We start from the raw sequence: 24,103 nt of genomic DNA, 5'->3' as shown, positions 1-24,103 counted from the left end.
GCCACCACCACCGTCAGCCCGGGGGACCGAACGCCAACGCCAACCGCAACGCCACGTCCCGCACCCCGGTGAACCGCCGCACCTGCGCCAACCGGCCCGCCCGCACCGCCATCGCCGCCATCCGCTGCGTCGGCACCCGCCGCGCCCGGTCGTACCGGGCCAACGCCGACGACACGTCCGCCTCCGCCGCCAACGCCTCCGACAACGCCACCGCGTCGATCAACGCCTGGCAGGCGCCCTGCCCCAGATCCGGCGTCATCGCATGCGCCGCGTCGCCCAGCAACACCCACCGCCCCCGCACGTACGTCGGCACCGGCGGCAGATAGTGCACGTCGTGCTGCAGCACCCCGGCCGCGTCGACGCGATCCAGCACCGCCGGCACCGGGTCATGCCAGTCACCGAACCACCGCCGCAGCGCCGCCAGATCACCCTCCGGCGGCCGGAAACCCTCCGGCGCGGCCACCGCCGCATACCAGTTCGCCACCCCGGGACCCTGCGGCGTCACCCCGAACTTGCGCCCCCGACCCCACGTCTCCCCACCGGAGGCCACCTCCAACGGCACCGTGCCACGCCACGCCGTCACCCCCGAGTACCGCAACGGGAACCGGTCACCGAACATCGCCGCCCGGGTCGCGCTGCGGATCCCGTCCGCGCCCACCACCACGTCGTACCCGTCACCCAGCTCCGCCGGACCCGCCACCGGCGCTCCGAAGCGCACCGTGCCCGGCGGCAACGCCTCCGCCAGCAGACCCAGCAACGCCGGCCGGGACAGCAGCAGCACCCCCTCACCGTGTCGCCGACGGATCCGCCCCACGTCCAACCGGGCGATCACCGTCCCGTCCGGGCGACGCATCGCCCCGTCCGGCTGCGCCCGCCCCCGTTCTCGCGCGGACGCACCCACACCGAGCCGATCCAACGCCCGCAACGCCGACGGCCAGATCCCCAACCCGGTACCCGTCTCGGGCAGCCCCGCCGCCCGCTCGAACACCGTCACCGACCACCCGGCGCGCAGCAGTCCCACCGCCACCGCCAGCCCACCCACGCCGCCTCCGATGACGGCCGCTGATCCACGCATCACCCGACCGTACTACAGATGTAGTCCCACCCACTACTGCTGTAGTCTCGGCCACGTGGACGCCCGCCAACAACGCCTCCTCGACGCCGCCATCGCCGTCCTCGGCACCCGCGGCCCCCGCCACCTCACCCACCGCGCCGTCGACGACCAGGCCGAACTCCCCACCGGCTCCACCTCCAACCGCTACCGCACCCGCGAAGCCCTCATCGCCGGCGTCCTCACCCGCATCCTCGACCTCGAAACCACCGGCTGGAACCACCTCGCCGGCACCCTCGACCGCATCGACCCCGACACCTTCACCACCGCCCTCGGCACCCTCGTCCACGACCTCACCACCACCCACCGCGCCCTCACCCTCGCCCGACTCGCGATCTTCGCCGAAGCCGCCCACCACCCCGCCCTGCAACACCAGATCGCCCAACGCCAACACGACCTCGCCGCCTGGGCCACACCCCTGCTCGCCGCACTCGGCGCACGCCACCCCACCACCGCCCTGCGACTCCTGCTCGCCCTCGTCGACGGCCTCCTGAACAACCAACTCGCCAACCCCGACCCCGACTTCGACCCCACCACCGCCATCACCGCCGTCCTCCCGGCCGTCCTCGACGCCCACCCCGCCTGAGACCACACCTCACGACGACGGCCGCACCAACCCCACCAACGCCCGGTACGTGCGATTCACCCGCGCCGCCTCCCGCTGCTGCCCCGACGTCACCTCGATGTACGTCTGCGACGACGCCAACGACGCATGCCCCAACAACCGCATGATCTCCGCCGCACCAGCGCCGTCCTCGGCCAACCGCGTCGCGAACGTGTGCCGCAACGCGTGCAACCGCGCCCCACGCGGCACCCGGTCACCGATCCCCGCACGCCGGTAACAGGACTCCACCAGATACTGCAGACCACCCCGCCGCAACGCCTCACCCTGCCGATCCACCAGCAACGGCGAGGCCGGCCGCACCGAACGCGAACCGAACCGCCGCACCCGGCTGTCCAGATAGTCCACCAGCAACGCGTCCAGATCCGGCTCCACCGGCAACACCCGAGGCCGCCCACCCTTGCCGACCACCTCCAACCGGCGCTCACCCGGCCGACCCGCCAGCGAACCGACCCGCAACGCCAACAACTCCGACAACCGCAACCCGGCACACAACGCCAGCGCCAACACCGCCACGTCCCGCTCCGGCCACGGATCCCGCTGCCGCCCCTGCCCCTGCGCCTGCGCCGCCGCCGCGAGCAGCTGCTCGGGAGTGTCCTCACCCCGCAACGGCTTCGGCACCGGCAGCGGCGCCCGGGGGCGTCCCACCGCCGGCATCGGATTGCCCGCCACCACCTGCTCGGCCACCAGGAACGAGAAGAAGCCGTTCCAGGTGGACCAGGCGCGCCCGACCGAGGCGGCGGCCCGCTCGGCGGCGAAGCGGGCGAACGCCGCCCGCATCAGCCTGGGGGAGAGCACCTCGATCGACAGGGCGTCGAGGGGGAGGGGAGGGGTGGCCAGCTCCGCCGCGAGCGCGGCCACCCCGATCAGGTCCCGCCGGTACGCCGCCTGCGTGTGCGGGGAGGGCTTGCGCGTCGCCCGCGAGGTCAGGAACTCCTCGATCAACACCTGGACCGTTTCATCCCTTTTGTCATGCATAAGGGATATTATGCATGATTCTCGGGTTCACGGTCGACCCAGGGGAGCGGGGATGATTCGCGGCGCGAGCCGTACCCAGCGTTGGGGAGGGTGCCGTGAGGCCGGTCCTCGGCCTGTCCGAGCCGAGGGGTCTCCAGGTGGCGGCGATGTGGGGGCGCGCGATAGGGGCGGGGGCCGCCTTGACGCGCCGGCTGCGAGCGATCGGCACGTCCGGCCGGCGTGCACGGTCGGCTGGGTGATCGTCGACGAAGCCTTACGCACCTACGCCGGGGCGCGCTGGGGTGCAAGGAAGGGTCCCTTGCTAACGCCTGGTGCATAGCAGGGGACCCTTCCTTGCATGTCGGTACCCCCTCTCGGAGAGTGCGTCGGAACGTCAGCTTTACATAATGTCAATTATCGAACATGAGCTGACCGGCCTGGAGTGCCCGGCGGTGGCGGCGGGTCGGTAGCATCTGCTCCTCGTGGACTCCGACAGCGAGATGGTGAACGTTCCGGCGGGACGCGTGGTGTTGTCGGACCGGCGTACGCAGCGGAGTTGGCCGGTCGACGTCGGGCCGTACCGGCTCGCCGCGTATCCGGTGACGCGGGCCCGGTACGCCTCGGTCGTCGGTGTCCCCTGTGCGCCCGACGAGCGCCGCCGTCCGATGGAGACGGTGTCCTGGTGGGACACGGTGCGGTTCTGTAACGCCCGGTCCGAGGCCGACGGGCTGCGGTCGGCGTACCGGATCGACGGTGAGGACGTCGAGTGGGACACCGGTGCCGACGGGTACCGCCTGCCCACCGAGGCCGAGTGGGAGCACGCCTGCCGGGCCGGCACCGAGGGTCCGCGCTACGGGCCGCTGGACGAGATCGCCTGGTATCGCGGCAACTCCGGTGAGCGGCTGCACGACGTGGGCGGTAAGCGGCCCAACGCCTGGGGCCTGTACGACATGCTGGGCAACGTCTGGGACTGGTGCTGGGACGTGTACGACCCCGAGGTGTACGGCACCTACCGGGTGTTGCGTGGCGGCGGCTGGTTCGACGAGCAGTGGAGTTGCCGGGCGTCGGTGCGGCGGCGCAGTCATCCGAGCTACGCGATCGACGACGTGGGTTTCCGCCTCGCCCGGTCCGGTCACGCAGAGTAGTTGACCACTCCCCTCGTTCGGCCGCCTAGGCTGCTGGTGTGTCGAGTGTCGTGGATGAGTCGGTGACGGTGCGGCGGGTGGCGGGGGCGCTGACCGCGTACGCCTGTGGGGACGCGTTGGGGGTGCCGTACGAGGGGCGTCCGCCGACGGAGGACGGTGCCGAGGTGATCGAGACGCCTCGGGCCAGTGAGCGGTGGGCGGCCGGGGCCACGTCGGACGACACGGCGTTGACGCTGCTGGTGGCGCAGTGTCTGGTGGACGGTGACGTGGACGCGGTGACGTTCCTGTCGCGGGTTGCGGCGCAGGATCCTCCGGTGCCGGGTGCGGGTCCGTCGACGCGGGCGGCGTTGGCGGCGTTCCGGGCCACCGGGGCGGTGCCCGACGATCGGGAGGGTGGCACGAACGGCGCGCCGATGCGGGCGTTGCCGGTGGGTTGGTCGGTGCCTCCGGAGCGGGTCGATCTGCTGGTGGCGCGGACGGTGGAGTTGACGCGGGCGACGCATCGGGCGCCGGAGGCGTTGGTGGCGGCGGTGGTGATGGCGGGGTGTGCGTCGTGGTCGGTGGCGGGCGCGCCGGTGGCGGTGGTGGTGGCGCGGGCGGTGGAGTTGGTGGAGGCGGCGCGTCCGGTGTGTGGGGACGCGCCGCGGTTGGCCGGGTTGGTGGGTGCGGTGGTGGCGGGTAGGTGGTCTCCCCCGCCGTCGGGTGTCGGTCTGGATGCGGCGGAGACGGTCGCGGCGGTGCTGCACTGTGTGCGGGGCGCGGGTTCGGTACGGGAGGGGTTGGTGGCGGCGGTGCGGTGTGGTGGGGACACGGACACGGTGGCGGCGTTGGTGGGTGGTCTGTTGGGTGGGGGGTCGTCGGCGGAGGCGGTGCGGGCGGAGTTGCCGTGGAGTGGGTTGGTGGCGGTGCCGGACGCGGGTGTGCTGTGGCGGTTGGCGTCGGGTCTGGTGGCGTTGCGGGAGTCGGCGCGGTGAGTTGTTGGCAGAGTTCGGCCCCGGGATGTCACACACCCCGGGGCCGGTGGCGCAGGGCTATTCGCCTGTGGTGGCGCGGTCGAGGATCTCCCGGGCGCTGCGCGCCACGGCCGCGTCGATGAGCCGCCCGTCGGCGGTGACGGTCACGCCGGAGCCGTCGCGTTCGGCGGCGGTCAGCCGGTCGACGACGTCGCGGGCGGCGGCCACCTCCTCGTCGGTCGATGTGAAGACCTGGTTGACCACCGGCACCTGGGCGGGGTGGATGGCGGTGCGGCCCCGGAAGCCCTGCCGCAGCAGGAGCCGGCTGGTCTGTTCGAGGCGGTCCGGGTCGCGCAGGGCCGTCTCGGTGGGGCCGACCGGTGGGGCGAGGCCGGCGGTGGCGCCGGCCAGCACCACGCGGGAGCGCATCGGCCACAGTTCGGCCTTGTCCGGGCCTGGTTGTAGGCGCAGTTCGGCGGCCAGGTCCGCTTCGCCGAGGCCGAGCCGGACCACTCGGCGGGCGGCGGCCACGGCGTCGGCCCGCCACACTCCCCCGGCGGTCTCCAGGAGGGCGAAGATCACCAGGGAGCCGGTCGGTAGGCGGTGGGTGTGTTCGGCGTCGCCGAGCAGCGCGTCCACCTCGGCGAGCAGGTCGACGTCGGCTTTGGGCACCACCACGCCGGTGAGGCGTGGCCCGGCGATCGCGGTGATGTCGGCCGCCGGGGTGTCGGCGTTGACGCGTACCCACCACTGGGGGGCGGCGGGCGCGTCGGCGAGGAACGTCGCGACGGTGTCGCGGGCGGCGCTCTTGTGTGCGGGTGCGACCGCGTCCTCCAGGTCGAGGATGCAGGCGTCGGCGCCGCGGGTGGCGGCTCGGGCCAGTTTGTCCGGCTGGTCCCCCGGTACGTACAGGTAGCTGCGGGCGATGGGCGGGGACGTGCCGACGGCGGTCACGGGCGGGTCGGGCGGGACAGGTATCGGCCGCGTGGCTGCCCGACCACGGTGCCGTCGCGCAGGATCTGCTCGCCGCGCAGGAACGTGTCGGTGACGCGGGCGGTCAGTTCCATGCCCTCGAACGGCGTGTACTCCTGTGCGGAGAGTGACTCGTCGGCGCGGACGGTCCAGGTGTGGTCGGCGTCGACCAGGCAGAAGTCGGCGTCCAGGCCTTCGGCGATGGCGCCCTTGGTGGCCAGGCCGAAGCGGCGGGCCGGTGCCCATGAGGTCAGTTCGGCGACGCGGGCGTAGGACAGGCCGCGTTTGGTGCCTTCGCTGATCAGGCCGGGCAGCAGGTATTCGGCGCCGCCGAAGCCGGACTTGGCGACGAAGATGTCGTCGTCGGGTTCGCCGAACTTGACTTCGGCGCGGCAGCAGGCGTGGTCGCTGACGACCCAGTCGAGTTGGCCGTCGAGCAGGTGCGCCCAGAGTGCCTCGACGTCCTCGCGGGGACGCAGCGGCGGGTTGACCTTGCCGCCGAGGCCGTAGGCGGTGTCGATGTCGGCCAGCAGGTGACCGATGGTGACTTCGCGGCGGAAGTCGACGTGCGGGAACGCCTGGGCCATGCGGATCGCCGCGTCGACGGCTTTGGCCGAGGAGAGGTGCAGCAGGTTGATGGTGGGTAGGCCGGTCTCGTGGGCGAGGTAGGCGGCGATGCTGACCGCGAGGCCCTCGGAGTGCGGTGGGCGGGAGGCGCTGTAGGCGGCCAGGCCGGTGAGGCTGCCCTCCTGTTCGACCATCCGGGTGTACGCGGACATGATCTCGGCGGTCTCGCAGTGCAGCGACAGGGAGATCTCGTCGGCGAGTTCGGGGAACTGTTCGCGGGCGGCCTGCACGCCGCGCATGACGAACTCGAAGTGCGCGTAGTCGTAGCGGGCGTCGGGCGGGATCATCAGGAACGAGCTCTGGTCGGCGGAGCGTCCGTGCAGGCCGTGGCCGCCGTAGAACATGAAGATCTTGAACGAGGTGATGCCGTGTTCGCGGACGAGGTCGGGGATCTCGTCGATGTGTTCGGCGGTCATCGGCGCCACGTGGAAGGCGTAGTCGACCCAGGAGCGGTGGTCGGTGGCGGCGCGGACCTCGGGGAAGAATTCGCCGTACGGTCCGCCCCGGTTGAGGTAGTACTGGCCGGTGCGGATGTAGTTGATGGCGGAGGTGACGCCGCCCTGGGCGCAGGCGCGGCTCTCGGTGCCGGTGTCCTCGGCCAGTGGGTGGTAGATGCCCCAGTGCTGGTGAGCGTCGACGACGCCGGGGAAGGCGAGTTTGCCGCCGCCGTCGACGACGGTGGTCGCCTCGGCGGTGTCGATGCTCGGGGCGAGGTGGGCGACCCGGCCGTCGCGTACGCCGATGTCCAGCGCCGCCGGCTCCGCCTGGTCGTGTCGCACCACGCGGACGTTGCGCACTACGAGATCGAAGGGTTGCATGTTGTGCTCCTGATGGTCGGCGGGCGACGGGTCGCGGGCGGTCAGTCGGTGACGGTGCGCAGCCGGGTCAGTGGGCGCAGCAGGTCGGCCACGTCGGTGACGTCGGCGAGGTCGGCGACGGCGGCCACCACCTTCTCGGCGGTGTCGGGGTCGAGGCGACCGGCGACGTTGTCGTGGAACTTCATGGCCAGTTCCGCGTCGGACAGTGGTCGTTGGGGGCCGCCCCGGTTGGTGAGGACCTCTTCGCGCCAGGTCCGGCCGTCGTCGGTGCGGACGGTCACGATGGCCGGGAACTGGTAGGGGAAGATCTTGGTGCATTCGTCGTCGGCGACCACGTCGACGCGGGCCATCAACGCGCGGCGGGCCGGGTCGCGGGCCAACTCGTCGGTGAAGTCGCCCAGGCCGAGGCCGAGTCCGCCGCCGCCGAGCAGTCCGGCGACGACGGCGTACGGGCCGCTGAACTGGGCCTGGTAGCCGGTGTCCGGGGTGCGTTTGGTGTCGATGGGCTGGCCGATGGTGCGGATGACGGCGGCGGGTACCCGCAGTTCGATGTGGTCGATGCGGTCGACCGGTATGTCTTGGGCGCGCAGGGCCAGGCCGGCGTCGATGGCGGCGTGGGTGAAGTGGTTGGCCGGGTAGGGCTTGAAGAAGATGTCCGGCACCGCCCAGCGTTCGCCGAGTCCGTCGGTGACCTGGTCGTGGTCGGCTTCGCCGCGCAGGAAGGCGGTGAAGAACCCGAACCGGCCCTCCAGCACGGTGGGTGGTCCGGTGAAGCCGCGTCGGACCAGGTCGGCGGCGGTGACGGCGCTGTGTGCGGCCCAGCCGCAGTGCAGTCGTTTGACGGTGCCGCCGGTGCGGTTGGCCTCGATCACTCCGGCGGCCATCGAGGCGGTCACGCCGAGTACGTCCAGCAGGCCGTCCTCGTCGAGGCCGACGAGCATGCCGGCGGCCACGGCGGCACCCATCGCGCCGCAGATGGAGGTGGCGTGCTGGCCGTGTTCGAAGAAGACCGAGTTGTTCAGCGCCGGGTCGTAGCCGGCCATGCCGAGGCGGACGGTGACTTCGATGCCGACGGCGACGGCGGTGGTGAGGGCCGTGCCGTCGGCGCCGGCGGCCTGGGCGGCAGCCAGGGCGGCCGGTACCACGGCGGCGCTGGGGTGCAGTACCGACGGCAGGTGGGTGTCGTCGTAGTCCAGCGAGTGGGCCAGGACGCCGTTGCCGAACGCGGCCTGCGCGGCGGGTACCGCGTCGGGTAGGCCGACGACGTACGCCTGGGCGCGTCCGCCCTGCTCGGCGACGTGGTCGAGGGCGGCGTGGCTGGTGGGGAGCCGGTGGGCGGCGACGCAGAGGCCGAGGATGTCCAGGACCCGTTGACGCACGCTGGTGACGACCGGTTCGGGCAGGGGTGCGGTGCGGGCGTGGGCGGCGAACGCGGCGAGCTGCCGGGCGAGGGTCTGCTCAGGCATCGACGACCACCGCCAGCGGACGCACCGGTGAGCCGGTGGCGCCGAAGATGGCCAGCGGTGAGAGCACGAACAGGAACTCGTGCACTCCGGCGGCGGCCAGTTCCTCCAGTGCCATCGTCTCGATGATGTAGACGCCGCGTTCGACCAGCAGCACCCGGTGTGCGGGCAGGACGCTGTGGCCGGCGCCGGGGCGCAGGCATTCGAAGGCGATGGTGTCCGCGCCGGCGGCGTGCACGCCCTGGTCGGCGAGCCAGGTGGCGCCGGCCTCACCGACGCCGGGTACGCCGCTGTCGTGGCCGACGAAGCGGGTGCGGTCGTCGTCGTCGAAGTGTCGGCCCCAGCCGCTGCGGATCAGCACCACGTCGCCGGGGCGCAGCGGGGTGCCCTGCTGTTCGGCGGTGCGGGTCAGGTCCTGTGGGGTGATCTCGTAGCCGGGTTCGCAGCCTTCGGGGGTGCCCAGCGCGGCCGGCACGTCGAGCAGCACACCGCGGCGCACCATCGGGGCGATGGTGTGGGCGCCCAGGTCGGCGAAGCGTCCGCCGCGTCCGGCGTCGGCGGCGTCGGCGCCGTCGTACAGCCGTCCGTCCTGGGAGACGTGGGAGAAGGCGTCGATGTGGGTGCCGACGTGGGTGCCCATGGTGATGATGTCGTTGGCGGCGGAGCCGCCGTCGACGCGGACCGCGTCGCCGTGCCGTCGCGGCAGGGCGTGCCAGAACGGCGGGTGGTTCGGTGACTGGGGCATGCCGATGGTCAGGCGGCGGCCCAGGTCGTAGACCCGGGTTCCGGTGGCCACGGCGGCCAGCAGCGTCTGCGTTCCGCTCGCCGGGCTGGTGGTGGTGCTCATGGTGGTCACGGCAATCCTTACCTTCGTGGTGGCGGCCGTCAGGCCACGATCTCCCGGTCGCGCAGGTCGGCGACGATGTCGGGGGTGCAGCCGAGTTCGTTGACGAGGAGATCGTCGGTGTCGGCGCCGAGTGGTCGGCCGGTGAAGCGGATCCGGCCGGGGGTCTCGGACATCCGCCACAGGACGTTGTGCATCAGGACCTGACCGAAGTCGGGGTCGGGGACGTCGACGACCATCTCGGCGGCGCGGACGTGCTCGTCGGTGACGATGTCGCGGGCGTCGTAGACGGGTGCGACGGCGGCGCCGGCCTCGTCGAAGGCCCGCATGACCTCGTCGCGGGTGCGTTCGGCGATCCAGCCGCCGACGTAGGAGTCGAGCAGGTCGGCGTGTTCGGCGCGTTGGCGTCCGGAGGCGAACCACGGTTCGTCGATGACCTCGGGGTGTCCGACGAGGCGCAGGACCCGTTCGGCGATGGTCTGGGCGCTGGTGGAGATGGCCACCCAGGAGCCGTCGCGGGTGCGGTAGGTGTTGCGGGGCGCGTTGTTGGTGGAGCGGTTGCCGTGGCGTTGGCCGATGATGCCGAGTTGGTCGTAGACGGTGGGTCCGGGACCGACGGCCATCATGATCGGTTCGAGCAGGCTGAGGTCGACGACCTGGCCCTTGCCGCCGTTGTGGTGGCGGGCCCAGAGCGCGACCATGGTGGCCGAGGAGGCGGCGATGCCGCAGATGCTGTCGGCCAGGCCGAACGCCGGCAGGGTGGGCGGGCCGTTCTCGTCGCCGGTGAGGTGGGCGAAGCCGCTCATCGCCTCGGCGAGGGTGCCGAAGCCGGGCCGGTGGGCGTAGGGGCCGCGTTGGCCGAAGCCGGAGATGCGGACGACGACCAGCGCCGGGTTGATCTCCAGGAGGGTGTCGGGGCCGATCCCCCACCGTTCCAGGGTGCCGGGTCGGAAGTTCTCCACCAGCACGTCGGCGGTGGCGGCGAGGCGGCGCAGCAGGTCGGCGCCTTCCGGTGTGGACAGCTTGAGGCCGAGCGTGCGCTTGTTGCGGGAGATCTCCTTCCACCACAGCGGTACGCCGTCCTTGGCGTGGCCGTGTCCGCGCATGCTGTCCCCGGCGACGGGGTGTTCGACCTTGATGACGTCGGCGCCGTAGTCGCCGAGGATCTGGCAGCACAGCGGTCCGGCCAGGATCGTCGAGGCGTCGATGACGCGCAGGCCGGTCAGCGGTCCGTCGTGCACGGGAGCCCCCATTTCATATCGTTCGCATCAAGCGAACGGTGTTTCGCTCAGCAGAATAGTTTGTTGTCGGGTGTGGGGTCAACGCACCGCCCTCACCGCCCGGCGGCGCGCAGCGCCCGTCGACCGCGCAGGACCACCGCGGCGGCGAGGGCGGCCACCACCGCCACGACCGCGCCGGTGCGTGCGGAAAACGCGTCGCCGAGCCAGCCGTGCAGGATCGCCGCCGCCGGGCGGATGCCCAGGAAACACATCGACCACAGCGCCATCACCCGGCCCCGTACCTCGTCGGCCAGGCCGTGCTGCATGGTGGCGTTGACGTCGCTGACCGCCAGCAGGTAACCGGCGCCGCCCACGGCGATGCCCACCGTGGCCATCACCGGCCCCGGACTGACCGCCAGCACCGCCATCCCGACGCCCAGGGCGGCCACCCCGACCGCGCCGGTACGGCCACTGCCCATCACCCGCCGCAACCGGCCCACCCAGCCGGCGACCAGCGCCGAACCGAGCCCGAAACAGGTGATGAAGATGCCCACCATCAGCTCACCGCCGCCGAAGCCCTCGGCGAACAGCGGCGACAGCGTGTTGATCGGCTCCATCGCCAACCCGATCAGGGCCACCGCCACCAGGCAGCGCACCAGCTCCGGCCGGTGGCGTACGTAGGCGACGCCGTCGAACACCCCCAGCCGACGCTTGCCGGTCCCGGGTTGCGCCCGGGGCAGCCGTACGCCGGTCAGCGCCAGCGCGAACACCAGGAAGCTGGCGGCGTTGACGGCGAACGCGGCACCGGCCCCGGCCAGCGCGTACGTGGCCGCCCCGGCCACCGGACCGATCGCCCGGGACAGGTTGAAGGTCAGCGAGTGCAGCGCGATGGCCTGCGGGACGTCGGCGCGTCCGACGATGTTGGGCACCAGCGCCTGGGCCGCCGGCCCGGTCACCGCCTGCCCCACTCCGGACAGTCCCACGAACGTCAGCAGCAGCGGGGCGTTGAGGGCGTCCAGGAACGCCAGCACCGCGAGCACCGCGGCGGCGGTCCCGCCCAACGTCTGCCCGACGATGATCAGCAGCCGCCGGTCGACCCGGTCGGCCACCGCCCCGATCACCGGCGCGAGGACCAGCTGCATCGCGAACTGCAACGCGGTGACCAGCCCCACCATGAAGGCGGAGCGGGTCAACGCGAAGATGGTCAGGATCGCCGCGACGTTCTGGAACCAGGTGCCGGTGTTGGACGCCAGCGACCCGAAGAAGTACGGGCCGAAGCGGCGGTCCCGCAGCAACGCGAGCGCGCCGCGACCCACCTCCTCGGCCGACGCGTCGGGCGGGCGGTCAGCCTGCGGCACCCGCGCCACCCAGGCCGTACCCCTGCGGTGTGCCGGCCGTCAGCGAGGTCCACACCGACTTCGGCCGCAGATACAGCCGCGCCGCCTCGGTGCCGTTCTCCCGCCCGTACCCGGACAGACCCACCCCGCCGAAGGGCACCAGGTCCGACAGCACCCGGTACGTGTTGATCCACACCGTGCCGGCGCGGACCTGCCCGGCGAACCGGTGCGCCCGGGCGATGTCGGCGGTCCACACCCCGGCGGCGAGCCCGAAGTCGGTGTCGTCGGCCAGCCGCAGCGCCTCGGCGTCGTCGCGGAACGACGACACCGCCAGGACCGGGCCGAAGACCTCCTCGCGCAGCAGCCGCGCCTGCGCGTCCAACCGGTCGAAGACCGTCGGCGGCACGTAGAAACCGTCGCGCAGCCGCTCGTCGTCGGGCAGGGCGGCCTGCGCCACCAGCCGCCCGGCGGAACGGGTCTCGGCGATGAACTGCGCCGTCTTGTCCCGCTGCGCCGAGGTGATCTGCGGACCCAGGTCGGTGTCGTCGTCGAACGGGTCACCGACGCGCAGCCCGCGTACCCGCTCCGCGACCCGGTCGAGGACCTCGTCGTAGACGGACTCGTGCACCACCAGCCGGGAACCGGCGATGCACATCTGTCCGCAGGAGGCGAACACGCCCAACACCACCGCGTCGACCGCCCGGTCCAGGTCGGCGTCGCCGAAGACCACCTGCGGCGACTTGCCGCCCAGTTCCAGGGCGACCGGGGTCAGGTGCTCCGCCGCCGCGCGGGCGATCGCCTTGCCGGTGTCGTGGTGCCCGGTGAACACGATCAGGTCCACGTCCGGATGCGACACCAGCGCCGCGCCGGTCTCCCGACCGCCCGGCAGCACCGCCACCAGTTCCTCGGGCACACCGGCCTCGGCCAGCAGCCCGGCCAGCCGCAGCGCGGTCAGCGGGGTCTCCTCGGCCGGCTTGAGCAGGCAGGCGTTGCCGAACGCCAACGCCGGAGCGATCTTCTTGGCGGCGAAGAAGAACGGCACGTTCCACGGGATGACCCCGGCGACCACGCCGTGCGGCTCCGGCACCGTGTACGTGTGGTACTCGACGCCGACCGGGATGGTCTCCCCGCGTACCTGCTCGGCCCAGCCGGCGTAGTAGCGGAAGCTGCCGGCCGCCCGGCGCACCTCGCGCCGGGTGTCGCTGAGGATCTTGCCGGTGTTGCGGGTCTCGATCTCGGCCAGTTCCTCGACGGCGGCCTCGATGAGGTCGGCGACGGCGTGCAGGATCCGGCCGCGTTCGCTGCCGGTGCGGCGGGCCCAGGCCGGTTGCGCGGCCCGCGCCGCGCGGACCGCGGCGTGCACCTCCTCCGGCGCGGCGGGTGCCACCCGGGCCAGGACCCGGGCGTCGATCGGGGAGACGACCTCAGCCATCACTGGTCCCTTCGTCAGCGGCCGGGGTACGCGCCCGGCGACCCGGGTCCATCGACCCGGTGAGGTGTTCGGGCACCCAGACGTCCAGCACCGCCGGCACCCGGTCACGCTGCACGGCGGCGCGGGCCCGGTCCAGGGCGGCGGCCAGATCGGCCGCGCGCACCACCCGCTCGCCGTGGCAGCCCTGCGCGCGGGCGTGCGCGGCGAAGTCCGGCGACGGGGTGAGGTGACCGCCGAGCACCGTGGGCTCGGCGACGGCCAGACCGTCCGGGTAGTGCGCGGCCAGCGTGGTGGTGCCGGTGCGGTACCCGCCGTTGTTGACCACGACGGTGACGATCGGGGCGTCGTGCTGCTGCTGCAACCACAGGCACGAGTCCGGCGAGCCGAACAGGTAGGAGCCGTCCCCGGTGACCGCGACAGCGTGCGCGCCACCGGCGGCGATGCTGGCGCCGGTCGCCGCCGCCACCGACCAGCCGAGGCTGGAGCCGCCCTTCTCGAACAGGGTGCCCGGCTTCGTGCGGCGCACCGCCGTGGTGTCGAAGACCTCCCAGGTGAGCAGGTCGTCGGGGTGCAGGTGCGCGTCCAGCGCCGCCGCGATCAACGCGGGGGTGGGCACACCGCCGGCCGCTCCCCTGCCGGCGGTGTGCCGCTTCGTGCCGACGCCCGGTGGCCGCTCGCGGCGCTGCCGCACCGTGTCGGCGTCGCCCGAGGAGACCTCGCCGAGCACCGCGGCCAGGAACGCCGCCGGGTCGGCGGTGGTACGGGCGTCGGCCCGCAACTCGTACAGCGGGACCCGGCTCTCGATCGGGTCGGGTCCCACCCAGCCGATCCACGCGTCGTCGGCGGGCTGTTCCACCGCGGGCATCCACGGCACCGGGTGGTCCAGCACGACGACGACGTCGAACTGGTCCAACGGCGCGTTGGTGTGCCACGGGTTGTCGTCGGGCAGGTTGACCCGGTAGCGGGAGGCGCGCACCTCCACGCCCAGGGTGTCGGCCACTTCGGCGAGCAACTGCACCGCGCGGGGGTTCTCGCCGACCCGGTCGGTGACCACCACCGGGCGGCGGGCGGTCCGCAGGCGGCGGGCCACCTCGCTGACCACGCCGGGGTCGCCGGGGCCCAGCGTCGGCACACCGAGGGCCTGGGCGCTGGGCACCCGGTCGCCGACGGGCACCGGGTGGCGACCCACCTCCTCCGGCATCGCCAGATAGACCGGTCCGCGTCGGGGCGCCAGGGCGACCTGCAGGCCACGCGCCACGACCAGCGCGGCGTCGTCGAGGGCGGAGAGCTTGTAGTCCCACTTGACGTACTGGCGCACGATCGCGCCCTGGTCCCAGCGCTGCTGCTTCCAGAACACCGGCGAGGTGCGCGACTGCGCGGTGGTCGGCGGATACCCCGACATGATCATGATGGGGTGGTCGCCCCACATGGCGTTGTGGATCGCACCGCCGTGGTGCAGCAGACCGAGGTCGGCGTGGGCGGCCGTCATGCTGGGTCCACCGGAGACCATGGTCTCGCCCATCGCCGCGGTCAGCGCGACGTGCTCGTGCGGGCAGGTGATGATCTCCGGGCTCGGCTCGCCCTTCTGGCGGGCCTGCGCGCCGGCCTCCTGGAAGGAGGTCAGCTCGGAGCCGCTGTTGAACCAGAGCCGGCGTACGCCGCTGGCGGCCGCCGCCGCGAGGACCGCGGCGGCGCCACCGACGGCGGCCGGGTCGGCCGTCACAGCTCCCTCGCGCGGGCGAGGTAGTCCGGGTAGATCAGCTTCTCGATCGGCGCGGCGGAGTTGACCAGCTTGGCCTTGACCAGGCTCTCCTGGCCGGTGAGCCAGGTCTGCGGGTTCATCTGCAGGGTGTTCTCCGGGCCGGCGGCCTGCCAGCTCTCCACCAGCAGCGGCAGCTCGGCGCGGGCCTGGGCGGCGTCCGCCTCCGGGTTGTACTTGCGCAGGTCGTTGATGACCTGCTCCCAGTTCTCCTCCTTGCTGGCGTAGTCGATGGCCTTGAGCACACCGGCCAGGAACCGCACCGGCATGTCGCTGTCCGACTCGACCATCTTGAGGCTGGTGTTGTACGAGTCCGAGGGCATCGGCGCGTGCTCGTCGGTGCTGAAGAAGACGACCTCGCCGATCTCCTTCTGGATGGTGGCCCGGTCGGTGTTGACGCAGATCCAGGCGTCCACCTCGCCCCGGCGCGCCAACTCGTACGCGGCGGTGCCGACACCGGTGACCGGACGCTGCACCGACCCGGGGTCGATGCCCGCGTTGATCAGCATGACGTCGAGCAGGTTCTCGGTGGCGCCGCCGGTGGAGACGATGCCGCAGGTGCGTCCGGCGAGCTGGGCCGGGCTGCGGATCGGGTCGTCGGGCAGGGACACCACCTCGAACTGCGACTTCTGCCGGACGCTGGCGATGCTGACGAACGGCGCGTCCTCGTTGGCCACCGCGATGATCGCGTTGATGCCGTTGGCGCGGGTCATGTCGGCCGAGCCGCCGAGGACGGCCTGGATGGCGGTGGCGGTGCCCTGCCCGCCCTTGATGTCCAGGTTGAGGCCGTGCTCGGCGAAGTAGCCGCGCTCCTTGGCGACCATCGTCTCCACGAAGCTCAACGTCAGGCCGGAGGCGGTCATGTACGAGCCGTTCAGGCTGCCATCGGCGTTGACCTGGTTGTCGTCGCCGCCGCAGCCGCTGAGCATCAGGGTCATGCCGCCGGCGGTGGGCAGCAGCAGTCCGGCGGAGGCGCCGAACCGCAGGAGCGAGCGCCGGGAGACCGGCGCGCCGAAGGAGGGGTTATGTGTCACGGAGGACTCCCGGGGCGAGGAAGGTACGGATGGGTGACGGATTCGGGCAAGGAGAGGTCCGCCAGTGCCGCGTCGCGGCGCCGACCGGGTCGTGTGGTGTGTCAGGTGAGGGCCGGGCCGCCGGTCAGGGGCGGCGGCGCGGCTGCACGGACTCGTGCCAGGGGATCAGCAGCCGGCGGGCGCCGGTGACGATGCTGTAGAGGGTGAAGCCGAACAGGGCCATGATCAGGATCGCGCCGAACAGCTTGTCGACCTGGAGGTTGTTCTGCAGGTTGACCGCGTACCGGCCGAGGCCCTTGTCACCGCCGAGGTACTCGCCGACGATCGCGCCGATGGTCGCCTGGACGACCGCCAGCTCCATGCCGGCCAGGATGAAGGGCATCGTGTAGGGCAGGTCGGCCTTCCAGAACCGTGTCCACCGCGACGCCTTGAGCGTCGTCATCAGGTCGTGCATGGAGCCCGGCACCGAGCGGACACCGAACGAGGTGTTGATCAGCAGCGGGAAGAAGGCCAGCAGTGCGGCGATGACCACCTTGGACGAGGGGCCGAAGCCGAGCCAGAGGATGAACAGCGGCACCAGCGCGACCTTCGGCACCACCTGGGTGGCCACGATGAACGGTCGGACGATCCGGTCGAACAGCGGCGACTTGCCGATCATCAGGCCGAGCCCGACGCCCAGCACGATCGCCAGCGCCAGACCCATCATGACCTCGTAGAAGGTCGTCCAGATGTGGGTCCGCCAGACGAACGGGTCGACGATCTGCTCACTGAACGCCTTGAACACCGCCTCCGGCGGCGGCAGCACGAACCGGGACAGGTCGGTGACCTCGACGTAGATCTTCCACGCCACGAGGAACAGCGCGATCAGCAGGGGGCTGGTGTAGAAGGACAGCCACCGGTTGTTGCGCAGCCGCTCTTTCCAGGTCGGCGGTGGTGGCTTCAGCAACTCTTCGGCGGAGGGTGTCGGCGCCGGCTGGCGCTCTTGAGTGGCAGTCACTGTGCGGCACCTCGGTATGCGGTCAGGCCGAGACGGCGGATCGGTTGTCGGGGTCCTGCACCGCGCCGATCTGTCGACGCAGCTCGGCGGCGAGATGGCGGAACTCGGCGGTCTCGGTCATGTCGATGGTGCGCGGCCGGGGCAGCGTCACCTCGGTGATGGAGTGGATGTGGCCGGGCTTGGTCCCCAGCATCACGATGCGGTCGGCGAGGAACACCGCCTCGGAGACGGAGTGCGTCACGAAGACGACCGTCTTGCGGTTCTCCAGCCAGATGCGCTGCAGCTCGGAGTTCATCATGTCGCGGGTCTGCGCGTCGAGCGCGCCGAACGGTTCGTCCATCAGCAGCACCTGCGGGTCGTGTGCCAACGCGCGGGCGATGGAGACCCGCTGGCGCATGCCGCCCGACAACTGGTGCGGGTGCTTTCCCTCCGCCTCCGGCAGGCCGACGAGTTCGAGCATCTCGCGGACCCGCGCGGTGCGTTCCCGGCGGCCGACGCCGGCCATCTCCAGCGGCAGGGCCACGTTGGCGGCGGCGGTCCGCCAGGGCATCAGGGTGGCCTCCTGGAAGACGAAACCCAGGGGGCGGTCGCCGTCGGACCGCGTGCCGTGGTCGAGGCTCACCCGGCCGACGGTCGGGCTCTCCAACTGACCGATGATGCGCAGCAGGGTGGTCTTGCCGCACCCGGACGGCCCGAGCAACACGACGAACTCACCGTCGGCGATGTCGAGCGAGACGTCGCTCAGGGCGAGCATCGACTGCCCGCCGGCGCCGGCGAAGACCTTGCTGACGCCCTCCACTTTGATCGCACTCATGGGCTACCCCTGTCACCGACCGGCCCGCGTTTGATCGCGAGATTGTTCGCTTGTGCAGTACGCCGTTCTGTTGGTGCGAACGTAAGCTATGTTCGGCGGCAAGGTCAATGGCCTGTAGGACCCGACTCGGCATCATCGATCCGGATCAATCCCCCGATTTGGGAGAAAACCTCATGAAGTTCCCCCCGCAGCGGACCGCGGTGCTGGTCATCGACATGCAGAACGACTTCTGCTCCCCCGCCGGAGCCATGGCGACGCTCGGCGCCGACGTCGGTGTCAACGCCGACCTGGCCCGCCGACTGCCGGGATTCCTGGACCCGGCGCGGGCCGCCGGCTGCCTCGTCGTCTGGGTCCGCCAGGCCGCCCACGACCAGCTCGTGTCGCCGGCCCGACGGGCGCGCGCCGAGGCGATGGGACGCAGCCCGCTCAGCGTCTGCGCGGCCGGCTCCTGGGGCGCCGAACTCGCCGACGGGCTACGCCCCGGGCCCGACGACTGCCACCTGGAGAAGACGCGCTACAGCGCCTTCGTCGGCACGCCCCTGCACAACCTGCTGCGGGCACACGAACGCGACCACGTGGTGGTGGTCGGCACGGCGGCCAACGTCTGCGTCGACTCGACCGTGCGCGAGGCGTACATGGCCGACCTGGCCGTCACCCTGCCGACGGACATGGTCGGCTGGACCCGCCCGGACCTGGCCGAGCCGGCGATCCGCAACCTCGGCTTCTACTTCTGCGAGACCACGACCTCGGCCGAACTGCTGTCGACCTGGTCGGCCGAGGCACGCGCCACCTGACGACGGGGGCTGCGACGCTTGGCCGGCGGCGCGGCCTCGGCCTGCTCCGGGGCGGGCTGGTAGCCCAGCTCGGCGCTGACCTGGCGGGCCGCGTCGGCCACCAGATCGCCGTACTCGGCCAGCAGGCGCGCGGAGAAGCGGTCCTGGGGACCGCACAGCGACAGCGACCCGTAGACCTCGCCGGAGGCGAGCCGGATGGCCGCCGCGACGCTCGCCGCACCCGCCTGCCGTTCACCCCGGCTCACCGCGTAGCCCTGCCCGCGTACCGCCCGCAGGTCCTCCCAGAGCTGCTCGACGGAGGTGATGGTGGCCGACGTCATCGACACCAGCTCGTGCGTGGACAGGTACTCGGAGACCTCGGCGTCGGGCAACGCCGCCAGGATCGCCTTGGACGACGAGCCGGCGACCAGCGAGTGCCGGGAGCCGAGCGTGACCGACATCCGGATCTCGTGCGGCGAGAGCACCTGGTCGGTGTAGACCCGCACCCAGCCCTGCCGCATCGACAGCGTGGCCGTCTCGCCGGTGATCTCCACCAGCCGTCGCATGTGCCGGTTGGTGGTCGCCTGCACGTCGATGGCGCGCAGCGCGGCCAGACCGGCGGCCAGCGCCCCCGGCCCCAGCCGGTAGCGCCGGGTGGCCTCGTCGAAGGTGACGAACTGGTTGGCCGTGAGCTCCTTGAGGATGCGGTGGGCCACCGCCTTGGGCAGACTCAGGTCCCGCGCGACGGTGGAGACCCCGACCATCTCGGGACTGCGTTCGGCGAGCAGGTCGATCACGGCCAGCGCGCGACCCAGGCCGCTCGCGGTGTAACGGTGGCCGTCCGCCGGCTCGTTCACCGGCACCGCTGACTCCATTCGACCGTGACCTCTCGTGCGTGCCGTCGAGCGGCACTTCGCGGGTGGGCACCGGCGTGCGGCGCCTAGTGCTGGATCCCGAGCATACTGACCCGCCGTAGATACGCTCGGGCCTCCTCGGCGTTGTCGGCCACGGCCCGGAGCCGGACCAGCCGCTCGCGGCGCCCCGCCAGGTCCGCCGCGTCCGCCGAGGTGCGGTTCTCAGTGGTGGTCGGCTGCACGAAGCGTTCGGCGATCGAGCGGCGTCGCTGCGCGTACGCGGTGGTCGCGGTGTCCTGGTCGGACTCGGCCAGCGCCGCGGCCACCGCCATCGCGTCGTGGATGCCGGAGTTCAGGCCCATGCCCCCGGTGGTGCTGCTCAGGTGGGCGGCGTCGCCGGCCAGCAGGACCCGGCCGATCCGGAACGAGTCGGCCAGTCGTTGGTGGCTGCGGTACATCTGGTGCTGGTGCAGCGGCAGCAGCCCGTCCGGCGGGGTCGGGGAACCCAGCAGCAGCTCCACGGCGGCCAGGAAGTCCGGGTGGGTGCCGGTCGGCGGTTCGTCGTCGACCCCGGTGTTCGTGGACAGCGCGGCGCGCCAGATGTCCGGGGTGCGGATCAGCGAGAACCGGCCGCGCGGGCCGGACCAGTAGCCGACCTCGCTGAGATCGGGCACCGCGTCCTCGAACCGGAACGGCGTGGCCACCACCAGGCTCATCGACGGGTACGTGAAGCCGGGGAACGGCACGTCGAGCAGCTTGCGGGCGATGCTCCGCGCGCCGTCGGCGGCCACCGCCCAGTGACACGACACCGTACGCCGCCCGCCGTCGACGGCCACCTCCAGCTCCACGCGGGTGTCGTCCTGGCGCAGCCCGACCACCTCGTGGCCGAACCGCAGGTCCACGTTCGGTGCCTCGGCGACCGCCCGACGCAACTGCCGGACCAGCTTGTACTGCTCGTACTGGAGCCGGAACGGGAAGCGGGTCTCGCCCTCCAGCAGGTCGTAGGAGAACTGGGCCGACTCGGTCAGCTCCAGGTCGCGGTAGTCCAGCCGACGTACCCGGACGGCCTCGGCGAGCACCGGCGCGGCCAGGTCCAGCTCGTCGAGCAGTTCGAGCGTGGGCGGGTGCACCGTCGAGCCGCGCCACTCCGAGCGCACCTCGTCGTGGCCCTGTTCCAGCACGACCACGGGTATGTCGTACCGGGCCAGCGCGAGGGCGGTCACCATGCCCACCGGTCCGCCGCCGAGGACGACGACCGGTGCCTCCACCGGGTGGCTTGGCGGCACGTTCACTCCTTCCGGCCGGCGGTCCCGCCGGCGATCTGCGTCGTGTCGGTGGCGGCCAGGACGTCGGCCAGGTGTCGCAGCGCCGGGCTCGGCGACTGCGCCGCCAGGTGCGCGGCCCCGGCGGTCCGCATCGACTGCCAGGCGCCGGCCAGGTTCGAGGAGAGCAGCGGCACGGGCGAGCGCGGCACGACCTCGTCGAGCACGTCCAGGCTCGGCGCGCCGGTGCCGGTGAGCAGCACCGCGTGTCCGTCGGCGGCGGTCGCGTCCAGGGTGTCCAGCACGCGGTGCACGGTGTCGCCGACGGTGGTCGAGGTGAGGTCGTAGATGGCGCCCGTGCCGGGCACGGCCACCACCTCGGTGACGGTGCGGCCGGTCGCCCGCCAGAACTGCGCCGCCTGCGCGGTGAGCCACTGCGGGTACGGCGAAACCAGCGTCAGCGACCGTACGCCGAGCCGGTCGAGCACCTGCCGCACGGCGCTCGCGGCACCGACCACCGGGCTGCCGAGCCGATCGCCGGCGGCCCGGTCGACGTGGTCGGCGTCCTGGTGCCGGTAGTAGCAGCCGGTGCAGGCCACGTAGGTGGCCCCCAGTTCCAGTCCCCGCAGCGTGGCGGCGGTCTCCGGGAGCAGGTCGGCGTACCGGTCCAGCCGGTCGGCGAGGGAGCCGTCGACGACCGGGAGGCGGGCCACGTGGTAGCGCAGCCGTGGTGGCAGCAGACGGCGCAGTTCGGGCTCGACGGTCGGGTTGGCCGGCGGGACGATGACGCCCAGAGCGGTCTCGACCACGACACCCCCATCAGAATGTTCGACTGAGCCGTACGCCGTTCGACGTACTGGAACGATAGGGGTTGCGGCGGGACATGGTCAACCCACCTGACGGGCGCGTCCGCGCACGCCAGGGCAGGGATGAGGACCCGGGAGGGTCAGAGACCGCCGCCGACGCGCAGCACCGCGCCGCTGGTGTAGGAGGCGTCCGGGCCGAGCAGCCAGGCGATGGCGGCGGCGACCTCGTCGGGTTCGCCGGGACGACCCAGCGGGATCCGCCCGGCGGCCCGCTCGGGCCGGTCCGGCTGCCCCGAGAGGACGTGGATGTCGGTGCGGATGATGCCCGGGGCCACCGCGTTGACCCGGATCCCACGCGGGGCCAGTTCCTTGGCCAGACCGACGGTGAGCGCGTCGGTGCCGGCCTTGACCGCGGCGTAGTGGACGTACTCGCCGGGACCGCCGAGGGTGGCGGCGACCGAGGAGATGTTGACGATCGCCCCGCCGGCCGTCATCCGTCGGGCCGCCTGCTGCGCGCAGAGCACGTAGCCGACCAGGTTGACGTCGACCACCTCGCGCAGGTCGTCCAGGCGCAGCTCGGTGAAGGGACCGATCGGGCTGGTGACACCGGCGTTGTTGACCAGGCCGGTCAGCGGGCCGAGGGCCTCGGCGGCGTCGAACAGGGCGGCCACCTGGTCGGGGTCGCGGGTGTCGGCGGGCACCGCGACGGCGCGTACCCCGGTGGCGTGCAGCTCGGCCACGACGGCGTCGGCGGCGGCGTGGTCGCGCCGGTAGCCGAGGGCGAGGTGGTGGCCCGCGTGGGCCAGCCGCCGGGCGGTGGCCGCGCCGATGCCGCGCCCGCCGCCGGTGATGACGGTGACCGGTGCCATTGATCGTCTCCCCTGCCCCCGAGCCGGTGTCGGCGACGTTACCGGGGCGTGCACCGGCCCCGGTAGCCGGGTGTGGCCGAGGACACGGCCGGTGACCGGGCGTGGCATACGCTCTCGCCGACGACGGTGTCGAGTGAGGAGCGCGCATGGCGGGTGTGGGTGTCGGGGATCTGGTCGAGGACTTCGTGCTGCCGGACGAGACCGGCCGTCCCCGGCGGCTGTCGGAGTTCCTGGCGGACGGGCCGGTGGTGCTGTTCTTCTATCCGGCCGCGATGACGCGCGGCTGCACCGCGCAGAGCTGCCACTTCCGTGACCTGGCGGCGGAGTTCGCCGCGGTGGGCGCGCAGCGGGTGGGCATCAGCCGGGACCCGGTGCAACGGCAGGCCGAGTTCTCCCGCCGCAACGACTTCGATTTCCCGTTGCTGTCCGACCCGGACGGCGCGGTGGCGGACCGCTTCGGGGTACGGCGGCGGCTGCCGCTGGGCGCGTTGAGCACCCGGCGGATGACCTTCGTGATCGGCGTCGATCGACGTGTCGTCGAGGTGGTGCACAGTGAACTGGACATGAACCGGCACGCGGACCGAGCGCTGAAAGCGTTGGGGGGCTGATCTTCACGGTGTCGCCGGGTGCTGGTATCAAGGCAGGCGACTGAACACGTGTACGACGGATGAGGGAGCGCGATGGGTGTCGCTGGCCAGGGTTTGTCCGATGACGAGGTGCGCGGCATCCGGGAGGCGTTGGCCGCGGGACGCAAGCCGAAGGTGGTGTTCACGGCCTCGGCCGGTCAGATCGCCGGGCAGATCGGCCAGGTGATCGAGCTGACCGACCCGGCGGTGTCCGACGAGTACGTGGTGGTGCGCTTCGGCCGCGACGAGCTGCCCTTCTCCCCCGCCGACGTGGCGGTGGCGCCCCGGGGCACCGGCCGTAAACCGGCCGAGACGAAGGTGGAGCCGGCACCGGTCGAGCCGCCGGTGGCGGAGCCGGAGTTCGTGCTGGACCGGGTGCCGCAGCCCCGGCGGGAGGAACCGGTGCGACAGGAGGAGCCGAAGGTGGAGACGGTCGAGGCCAAGCCCGCTGCGCGGCGGCCGGTGAAGGCGGCCAAGCCGAAGGGACCGGCCGGGTTGACGGTCACCCTGGCGTACGCCGAGGGCGAGTGGACGGTGGCCGCGCAGCAGGGCGGCAAGGTGCTGGCCAAGCCGTACGTGCTCAAGCCGGCCGAGGCGCTGCGGATGGTGGCGCTGGTCGACGTGCCCGGTGTGCACGAGGCGGTGGAGCAGATCCTGGCGTCGGAGCGGTCCGAGGCCGAGCGGCAGGCCGAGAAGCTGCGGGCCGAGCTGGCCGAGATCGAGGCCCGGCTGGCGGAGCTGCGCGAGGCGAGCTGAGGCAGGCACAGGTGAGCGTGGGGCCCGGGCGGATGCGTCCCGGGCCCCACGT

At 72.4% G+C, this 24,103-nt stretch carries 23 protein-coding genes; 6 read left to right on the top strand and 17 right to left on the bottom strand.

Annotation, left to right across the window (positions count from 1 at the left end; genetic code table 11):
- Positions 1-13: 13 nt before the first annotated feature.
- Positions 14-1,075: an FAD-dependent monooxygenase gene (locus ACIBO1_RS14895; RefSeq protein ID WP_396746027.1), complete on the bottom strand. Its 1,062-nt coding sequence runs from the start codon at positions 1,073-1,075 to the stop codon at positions 14-16.
- Between the two features lie 55 nt (positions 1,076-1,130).
- Here ACIBO1_RS14895 and ACIBO1_RS14890 point away from each other — a divergent pair, with 55 nt between their 5' ends.
- Positions 1,131-1,697, top strand: coding sequence for a TetR/AcrR family transcriptional regulator (locus ACIBO1_RS14890; protein WP_396746024.1), 567 nt, complete (start codon positions 1,131-1,133; stop codon positions 1,695-1,697).
- A gap of 9 nt (positions 1,698-1,706) precedes the next feature.
- Here ACIBO1_RS14890 and ACIBO1_RS14885 read toward each other — a convergent pair whose 3' ends face one another.
- A complete protein-coding gene (locus ACIBO1_RS14885; RefSeq protein WP_396746021.1) occupies positions 1,707-2,711 on the bottom strand; it encodes a tyrosine-type recombinase/integrase in 1,005 nt (334 codons plus the stop codon).
- 479 nt (positions 2,712-3,190) lie between these two features.
- Between ACIBO1_RS14885 and ACIBO1_RS14880 the strand changes: the two genes are divergently transcribed.
- Complete coding sequence (locus ACIBO1_RS14880) at positions 3,191-3,835, top strand: formylglycine-generating enzyme family protein (RefSeq protein ID WP_396746150.1); 645 nt, start codon at positions 3,191-3,193, stop codon at positions 3,833-3,835.
- A 38-nt stretch (positions 3,836-3,873) separates the two neighbouring features.
- Positions 3,874-4,809 carry an ADP-ribosylglycohydrolase family protein gene (locus ACIBO1_RS14875; RefSeq protein WP_396746018.1) on the top strand — a complete coding sequence of 312 codons (936 nt, stop codon included), beginning with the start codon at positions 3,874-3,876 and terminating at the stop codon, positions 4,807-4,809.
- A 57-nt stretch (positions 4,810-4,866) separates the two neighbouring features.
- Here ACIBO1_RS14875 and ACIBO1_RS14870 read toward each other — a convergent pair whose 3' ends face one another.
- The 11 genes from ACIBO1_RS14870 to ACIBO1_RS14820 all read right to left on the bottom strand — a co-directional run bounded on the left by ACIBO1_RS14870 (position 4,867) and on the right by ACIBO1_RS14820 (position 18,105).
- A complete protein-coding gene (locus tag ACIBO1_RS14870; RefSeq protein ID WP_396746015.1) occupies positions 4,867-5,742 on the bottom strand; it encodes an HpcH/HpaI aldolase/citrate lyase family protein in 876 nt (291 codons plus the stop codon).
- The gene (locus ACIBO1_RS14865) at positions 5,739-7,205 is read right to left on the bottom strand and encodes a dihydroorotase family protein (protein ID WP_396746012.1); all 1,467 of its coding nucleotides are present in this window, start codon (positions 7,203-7,205) and stop codon (positions 5,739-5,741) included. The genes ACIBO1_RS14870 and ACIBO1_RS14865 overlap by 4 nt, the downstream gene beginning before the upstream one ends.
- A gap of 41 nt (positions 7,206-7,246) precedes the next feature.
- Entirely contained in the window at positions 7,247-8,671 is a 1,425-nt protein-coding gene (locus ACIBO1_RS14860) for an MmgE/PrpD family protein (RefSeq protein ID WP_396746009.1), read from the bottom strand.
- Entirely contained in the window at positions 8,664-9,515 is an 852-nt protein-coding gene (locus tag ACIBO1_RS14855; protein WP_396746147.1) for a cyclase family protein, read from the bottom strand. Before ACIBO1_RS14855 ends, ACIBO1_RS14860 begins: the two co-directional genes overlap by 8 nt.
- A gap of 38 nt (positions 9,516-9,553) precedes the next feature.
- Complete coding sequence (locus ACIBO1_RS14850) at positions 9,554-10,765, bottom strand: CaiB/BaiF CoA transferase family protein (RefSeq protein WP_396746006.1); 1,212 nt, start codon at positions 10,763-10,765, stop codon at positions 9,554-9,556.
- An 80-nt stretch (positions 10,766-10,845) separates the two neighbouring features.
- A complete protein-coding gene (locus tag ACIBO1_RS14845) occupies positions 10,846-12,090 on the bottom strand; it encodes an MFS transporter (RefSeq protein ID WP_396746003.1) in 1,245 nt (414 codons plus the stop codon).
- On the bottom strand, positions 12,077-13,501 hold the full coding sequence (locus ACIBO1_RS14840) for an aldehyde dehydrogenase family protein (protein ID WP_396746000.1): 1,425 nt from the start codon (positions 13,499-13,501) through the stop codon (positions 12,077-12,079). The genes ACIBO1_RS14845 and ACIBO1_RS14840 overlap by 14 nt, the downstream gene beginning before the upstream one ends.
- Positions 13,494-15,224: a thiamine pyrophosphate-dependent enzyme gene (locus tag ACIBO1_RS14835; protein ID WP_396745997.1), complete on the bottom strand. Its 1,731-nt coding sequence runs from the start codon at positions 15,222-15,224 to the stop codon at positions 13,494-13,496. The genes ACIBO1_RS14840 and ACIBO1_RS14835 overlap by 8 nt, the downstream gene beginning before the upstream one ends.
- A complete protein-coding gene (locus ACIBO1_RS14830) occupies positions 15,221-16,294 on the bottom strand; it encodes an ABC transporter substrate-binding protein (protein ID WP_176094144.1) in 1,074 nt (357 codons plus the stop codon). The genes ACIBO1_RS14835 and ACIBO1_RS14830 overlap by 4 nt, the downstream gene beginning before the upstream one ends.
- Before the next feature lie 124 nt (positions 16,295-16,418).
- A complete protein-coding gene (locus tag ACIBO1_RS14825; protein WP_176094143.1) occupies positions 16,419-17,291 on the bottom strand; it encodes an ABC transporter permease in 873 nt (290 codons plus the stop codon).
- Between the two features lie 22 nt (positions 17,292-17,313).
- Positions 17,314-18,105 (bottom strand): ABC transporter ATP-binding protein, encoded by a 792-nt coding sequence (locus tag ACIBO1_RS14820; RefSeq protein WP_176094142.1) that lies wholly within the window; start codon positions 18,103-18,105, stop codon positions 17,314-17,316.
- A 173-nt stretch (positions 18,106-18,278) separates the two neighbouring features.
- Here ACIBO1_RS14820 and ACIBO1_RS14815 point away from each other — a divergent pair, with 173 nt between their 5' ends.
- Positions 18,279-18,899, top strand: a complete 621-nt coding sequence (locus tag ACIBO1_RS14815) for a cysteine hydrolase family protein (RefSeq protein ID WP_396745992.1) — start codon at positions 18,279-18,281, stop codon at positions 18,897-18,899.
- Here ACIBO1_RS14815 and ACIBO1_RS14810 read toward each other — a convergent pair.
- The 4 genes from ACIBO1_RS14810 to ACIBO1_RS14795 form a co-directional block, all read right to left on the bottom strand.
- Complete coding sequence (locus ACIBO1_RS14810; RefSeq protein ID WP_396745989.1) at positions 18,830-19,741, bottom strand: IclR family transcriptional regulator; 912 nt, start codon at positions 19,739-19,741, stop codon at positions 18,830-18,832. The two genes, ACIBO1_RS14815 and ACIBO1_RS14810, sit on opposite strands and share 70 nt — an antisense overlap.
- 77 nt (positions 19,742-19,818) lie before the next feature.
- Entirely contained in the window at positions 19,819-21,018 is a 1,200-nt protein-coding gene (locus ACIBO1_RS14805) for an FAD-dependent oxidoreductase (RefSeq protein ID WP_396745986.1), read from the bottom strand.
- Between the two features lie 2 nt (positions 21,019-21,020).
- The gene (locus tag ACIBO1_RS14800; protein WP_396745983.1) at positions 21,021-21,803 is read right to left on the bottom strand and encodes a hypothetical protein; all 783 of its coding nucleotides are present in this window, start codon (positions 21,801-21,803) and stop codon (positions 21,021-21,023) included.
- Between the two features lie 137 nt (positions 21,804-21,940).
- A complete protein-coding gene (locus tag ACIBO1_RS14795; protein WP_396745980.1) occupies positions 21,941-22,669 on the bottom strand; it encodes an SDR family NAD(P)-dependent oxidoreductase in 729 nt (242 codons plus the stop codon).
- Between the two features lie 146 nt (positions 22,670-22,815).
- On the opposite strand from ACIBO1_RS14795, the gene ACIBO1_RS14790 reads away from it, so the two are divergent.
- Both ACIBO1_RS14790 and ACIBO1_RS14785 read left to right on the top strand, forming a co-directional pair.
- Entirely contained in the window at positions 22,816-23,277 is a 462-nt protein-coding gene (locus ACIBO1_RS14790) for a peroxiredoxin (RefSeq protein WP_396745977.1), read from the top strand.
- Between the two features lie 72 nt (positions 23,278-23,349).
- Positions 23,350-24,051, top strand: coding sequence for a hypothetical protein (locus tag ACIBO1_RS14785; RefSeq protein ID WP_396745975.1), 702 nt, complete (start codon positions 23,350-23,352; stop codon positions 24,049-24,051).
- The last annotated feature ends 52 nt before the right edge of the window (positions 24,052-24,103 follow it).

This window comes from Micromonospora sp. NPDC049903 (genome assembly GCF_044460945.1).
In the GTDB taxonomy this organism is placed as follows: Bacteria; Actinomycetota; Actinomycetes; order Mycobacteriales; family Micromonosporaceae; genus Micromonospora.
This window is presented reverse-complemented; position numbering and strand designations above follow the sequence as displayed.

Excerpts from the sequence above, each read along its gene's own strand:
- ACIBO1_RS14895 (WP_396746027.1), bottom strand. The coding sequence starts at position 1,075 with ATGCGTGGATCAGCGGCCGTCATCGGAGGCGGCGTGGGTGGGCTGGCG.
- ACIBO1_RS14885 (WP_396746021.1), bottom strand. The coding sequence starts at position 2,711 with ATGCATGACAAAAGGGATGAAACGGTCCAGGTGTTGATCGAGGAGTTC.
- ACIBO1_RS14785 (WP_396745975.1), top strand. The coding sequence starts at position 23,350 with ATGGGTGTCGCTGGCCAGGGTTTGTCCGATGACGAGGTGCGCGGCATC.
- ACIBO1_RS14860 (WP_396746009.1), bottom strand. The coding sequence starts at position 8,671 with ATGCCTGAGCAGACCCTCGCCCGGCAGCTCGCCGCGTTCGCCGCCCAC.
- ACIBO1_RS14855 (WP_396746147.1), bottom strand. The coding sequence starts at position 9,515 with ATGAGCACCACCACCAGCCCGGCGAGCGGAACGCAGACGCTGCTGGCC.
- ACIBO1_RS14795 (WP_396745980.1), bottom strand. The coding sequence starts at position 22,669 with ATGGCACCGGTCACCGTCATCACCGGCGGCGGGCGCGGCATCGGCGCG.
- ACIBO1_RS14865 (WP_396746012.1), bottom strand. The coding sequence starts at position 7,205 with ATGCAACCCTTCGATCTCGTAGTGCGCAACGTCCGCGTGGTGCGACAC.
- ACIBO1_RS14850 (WP_396746006.1), bottom strand. The coding sequence starts at position 10,765 with ATGGGGGCTCCCGTGCACGACGGACCGCTGACCGGCCTGCGCGTCATC.
- ACIBO1_RS14880 (WP_396746150.1), top strand. The coding sequence starts at position 3,191 with ATGGTGAACGTTCCGGCGGGACGCGTGGTGTTGTCGGACCGGCGTACG.
- ACIBO1_RS14840 (WP_396746000.1), bottom strand. The coding sequence starts at position 13,501 with ATGGCTGAGGTCGTCTCCCCGATCGACGCCCGGGTCCTGGCCCGGGTG.
- ACIBO1_RS14790 (WP_396745977.1), top strand. The coding sequence starts at position 22,816 with ATGGCGGGTGTGGGTGTCGGGGATCTGGTCGAGGACTTCGTGCTGCCG.
- ACIBO1_RS14820 (WP_176094142.1), bottom strand. The coding sequence starts at position 18,105 with ATGAGTGCGATCAAAGTGGAGGGCGTCAGCAAGGTCTTCGCCGGCGCC.
- ACIBO1_RS14815 (WP_396745992.1), top strand. The coding sequence starts at position 18,279 with ATGAAGTTCCCCCCGCAGCGGACCGCGGTGCTGGTCATCGACATGCAG.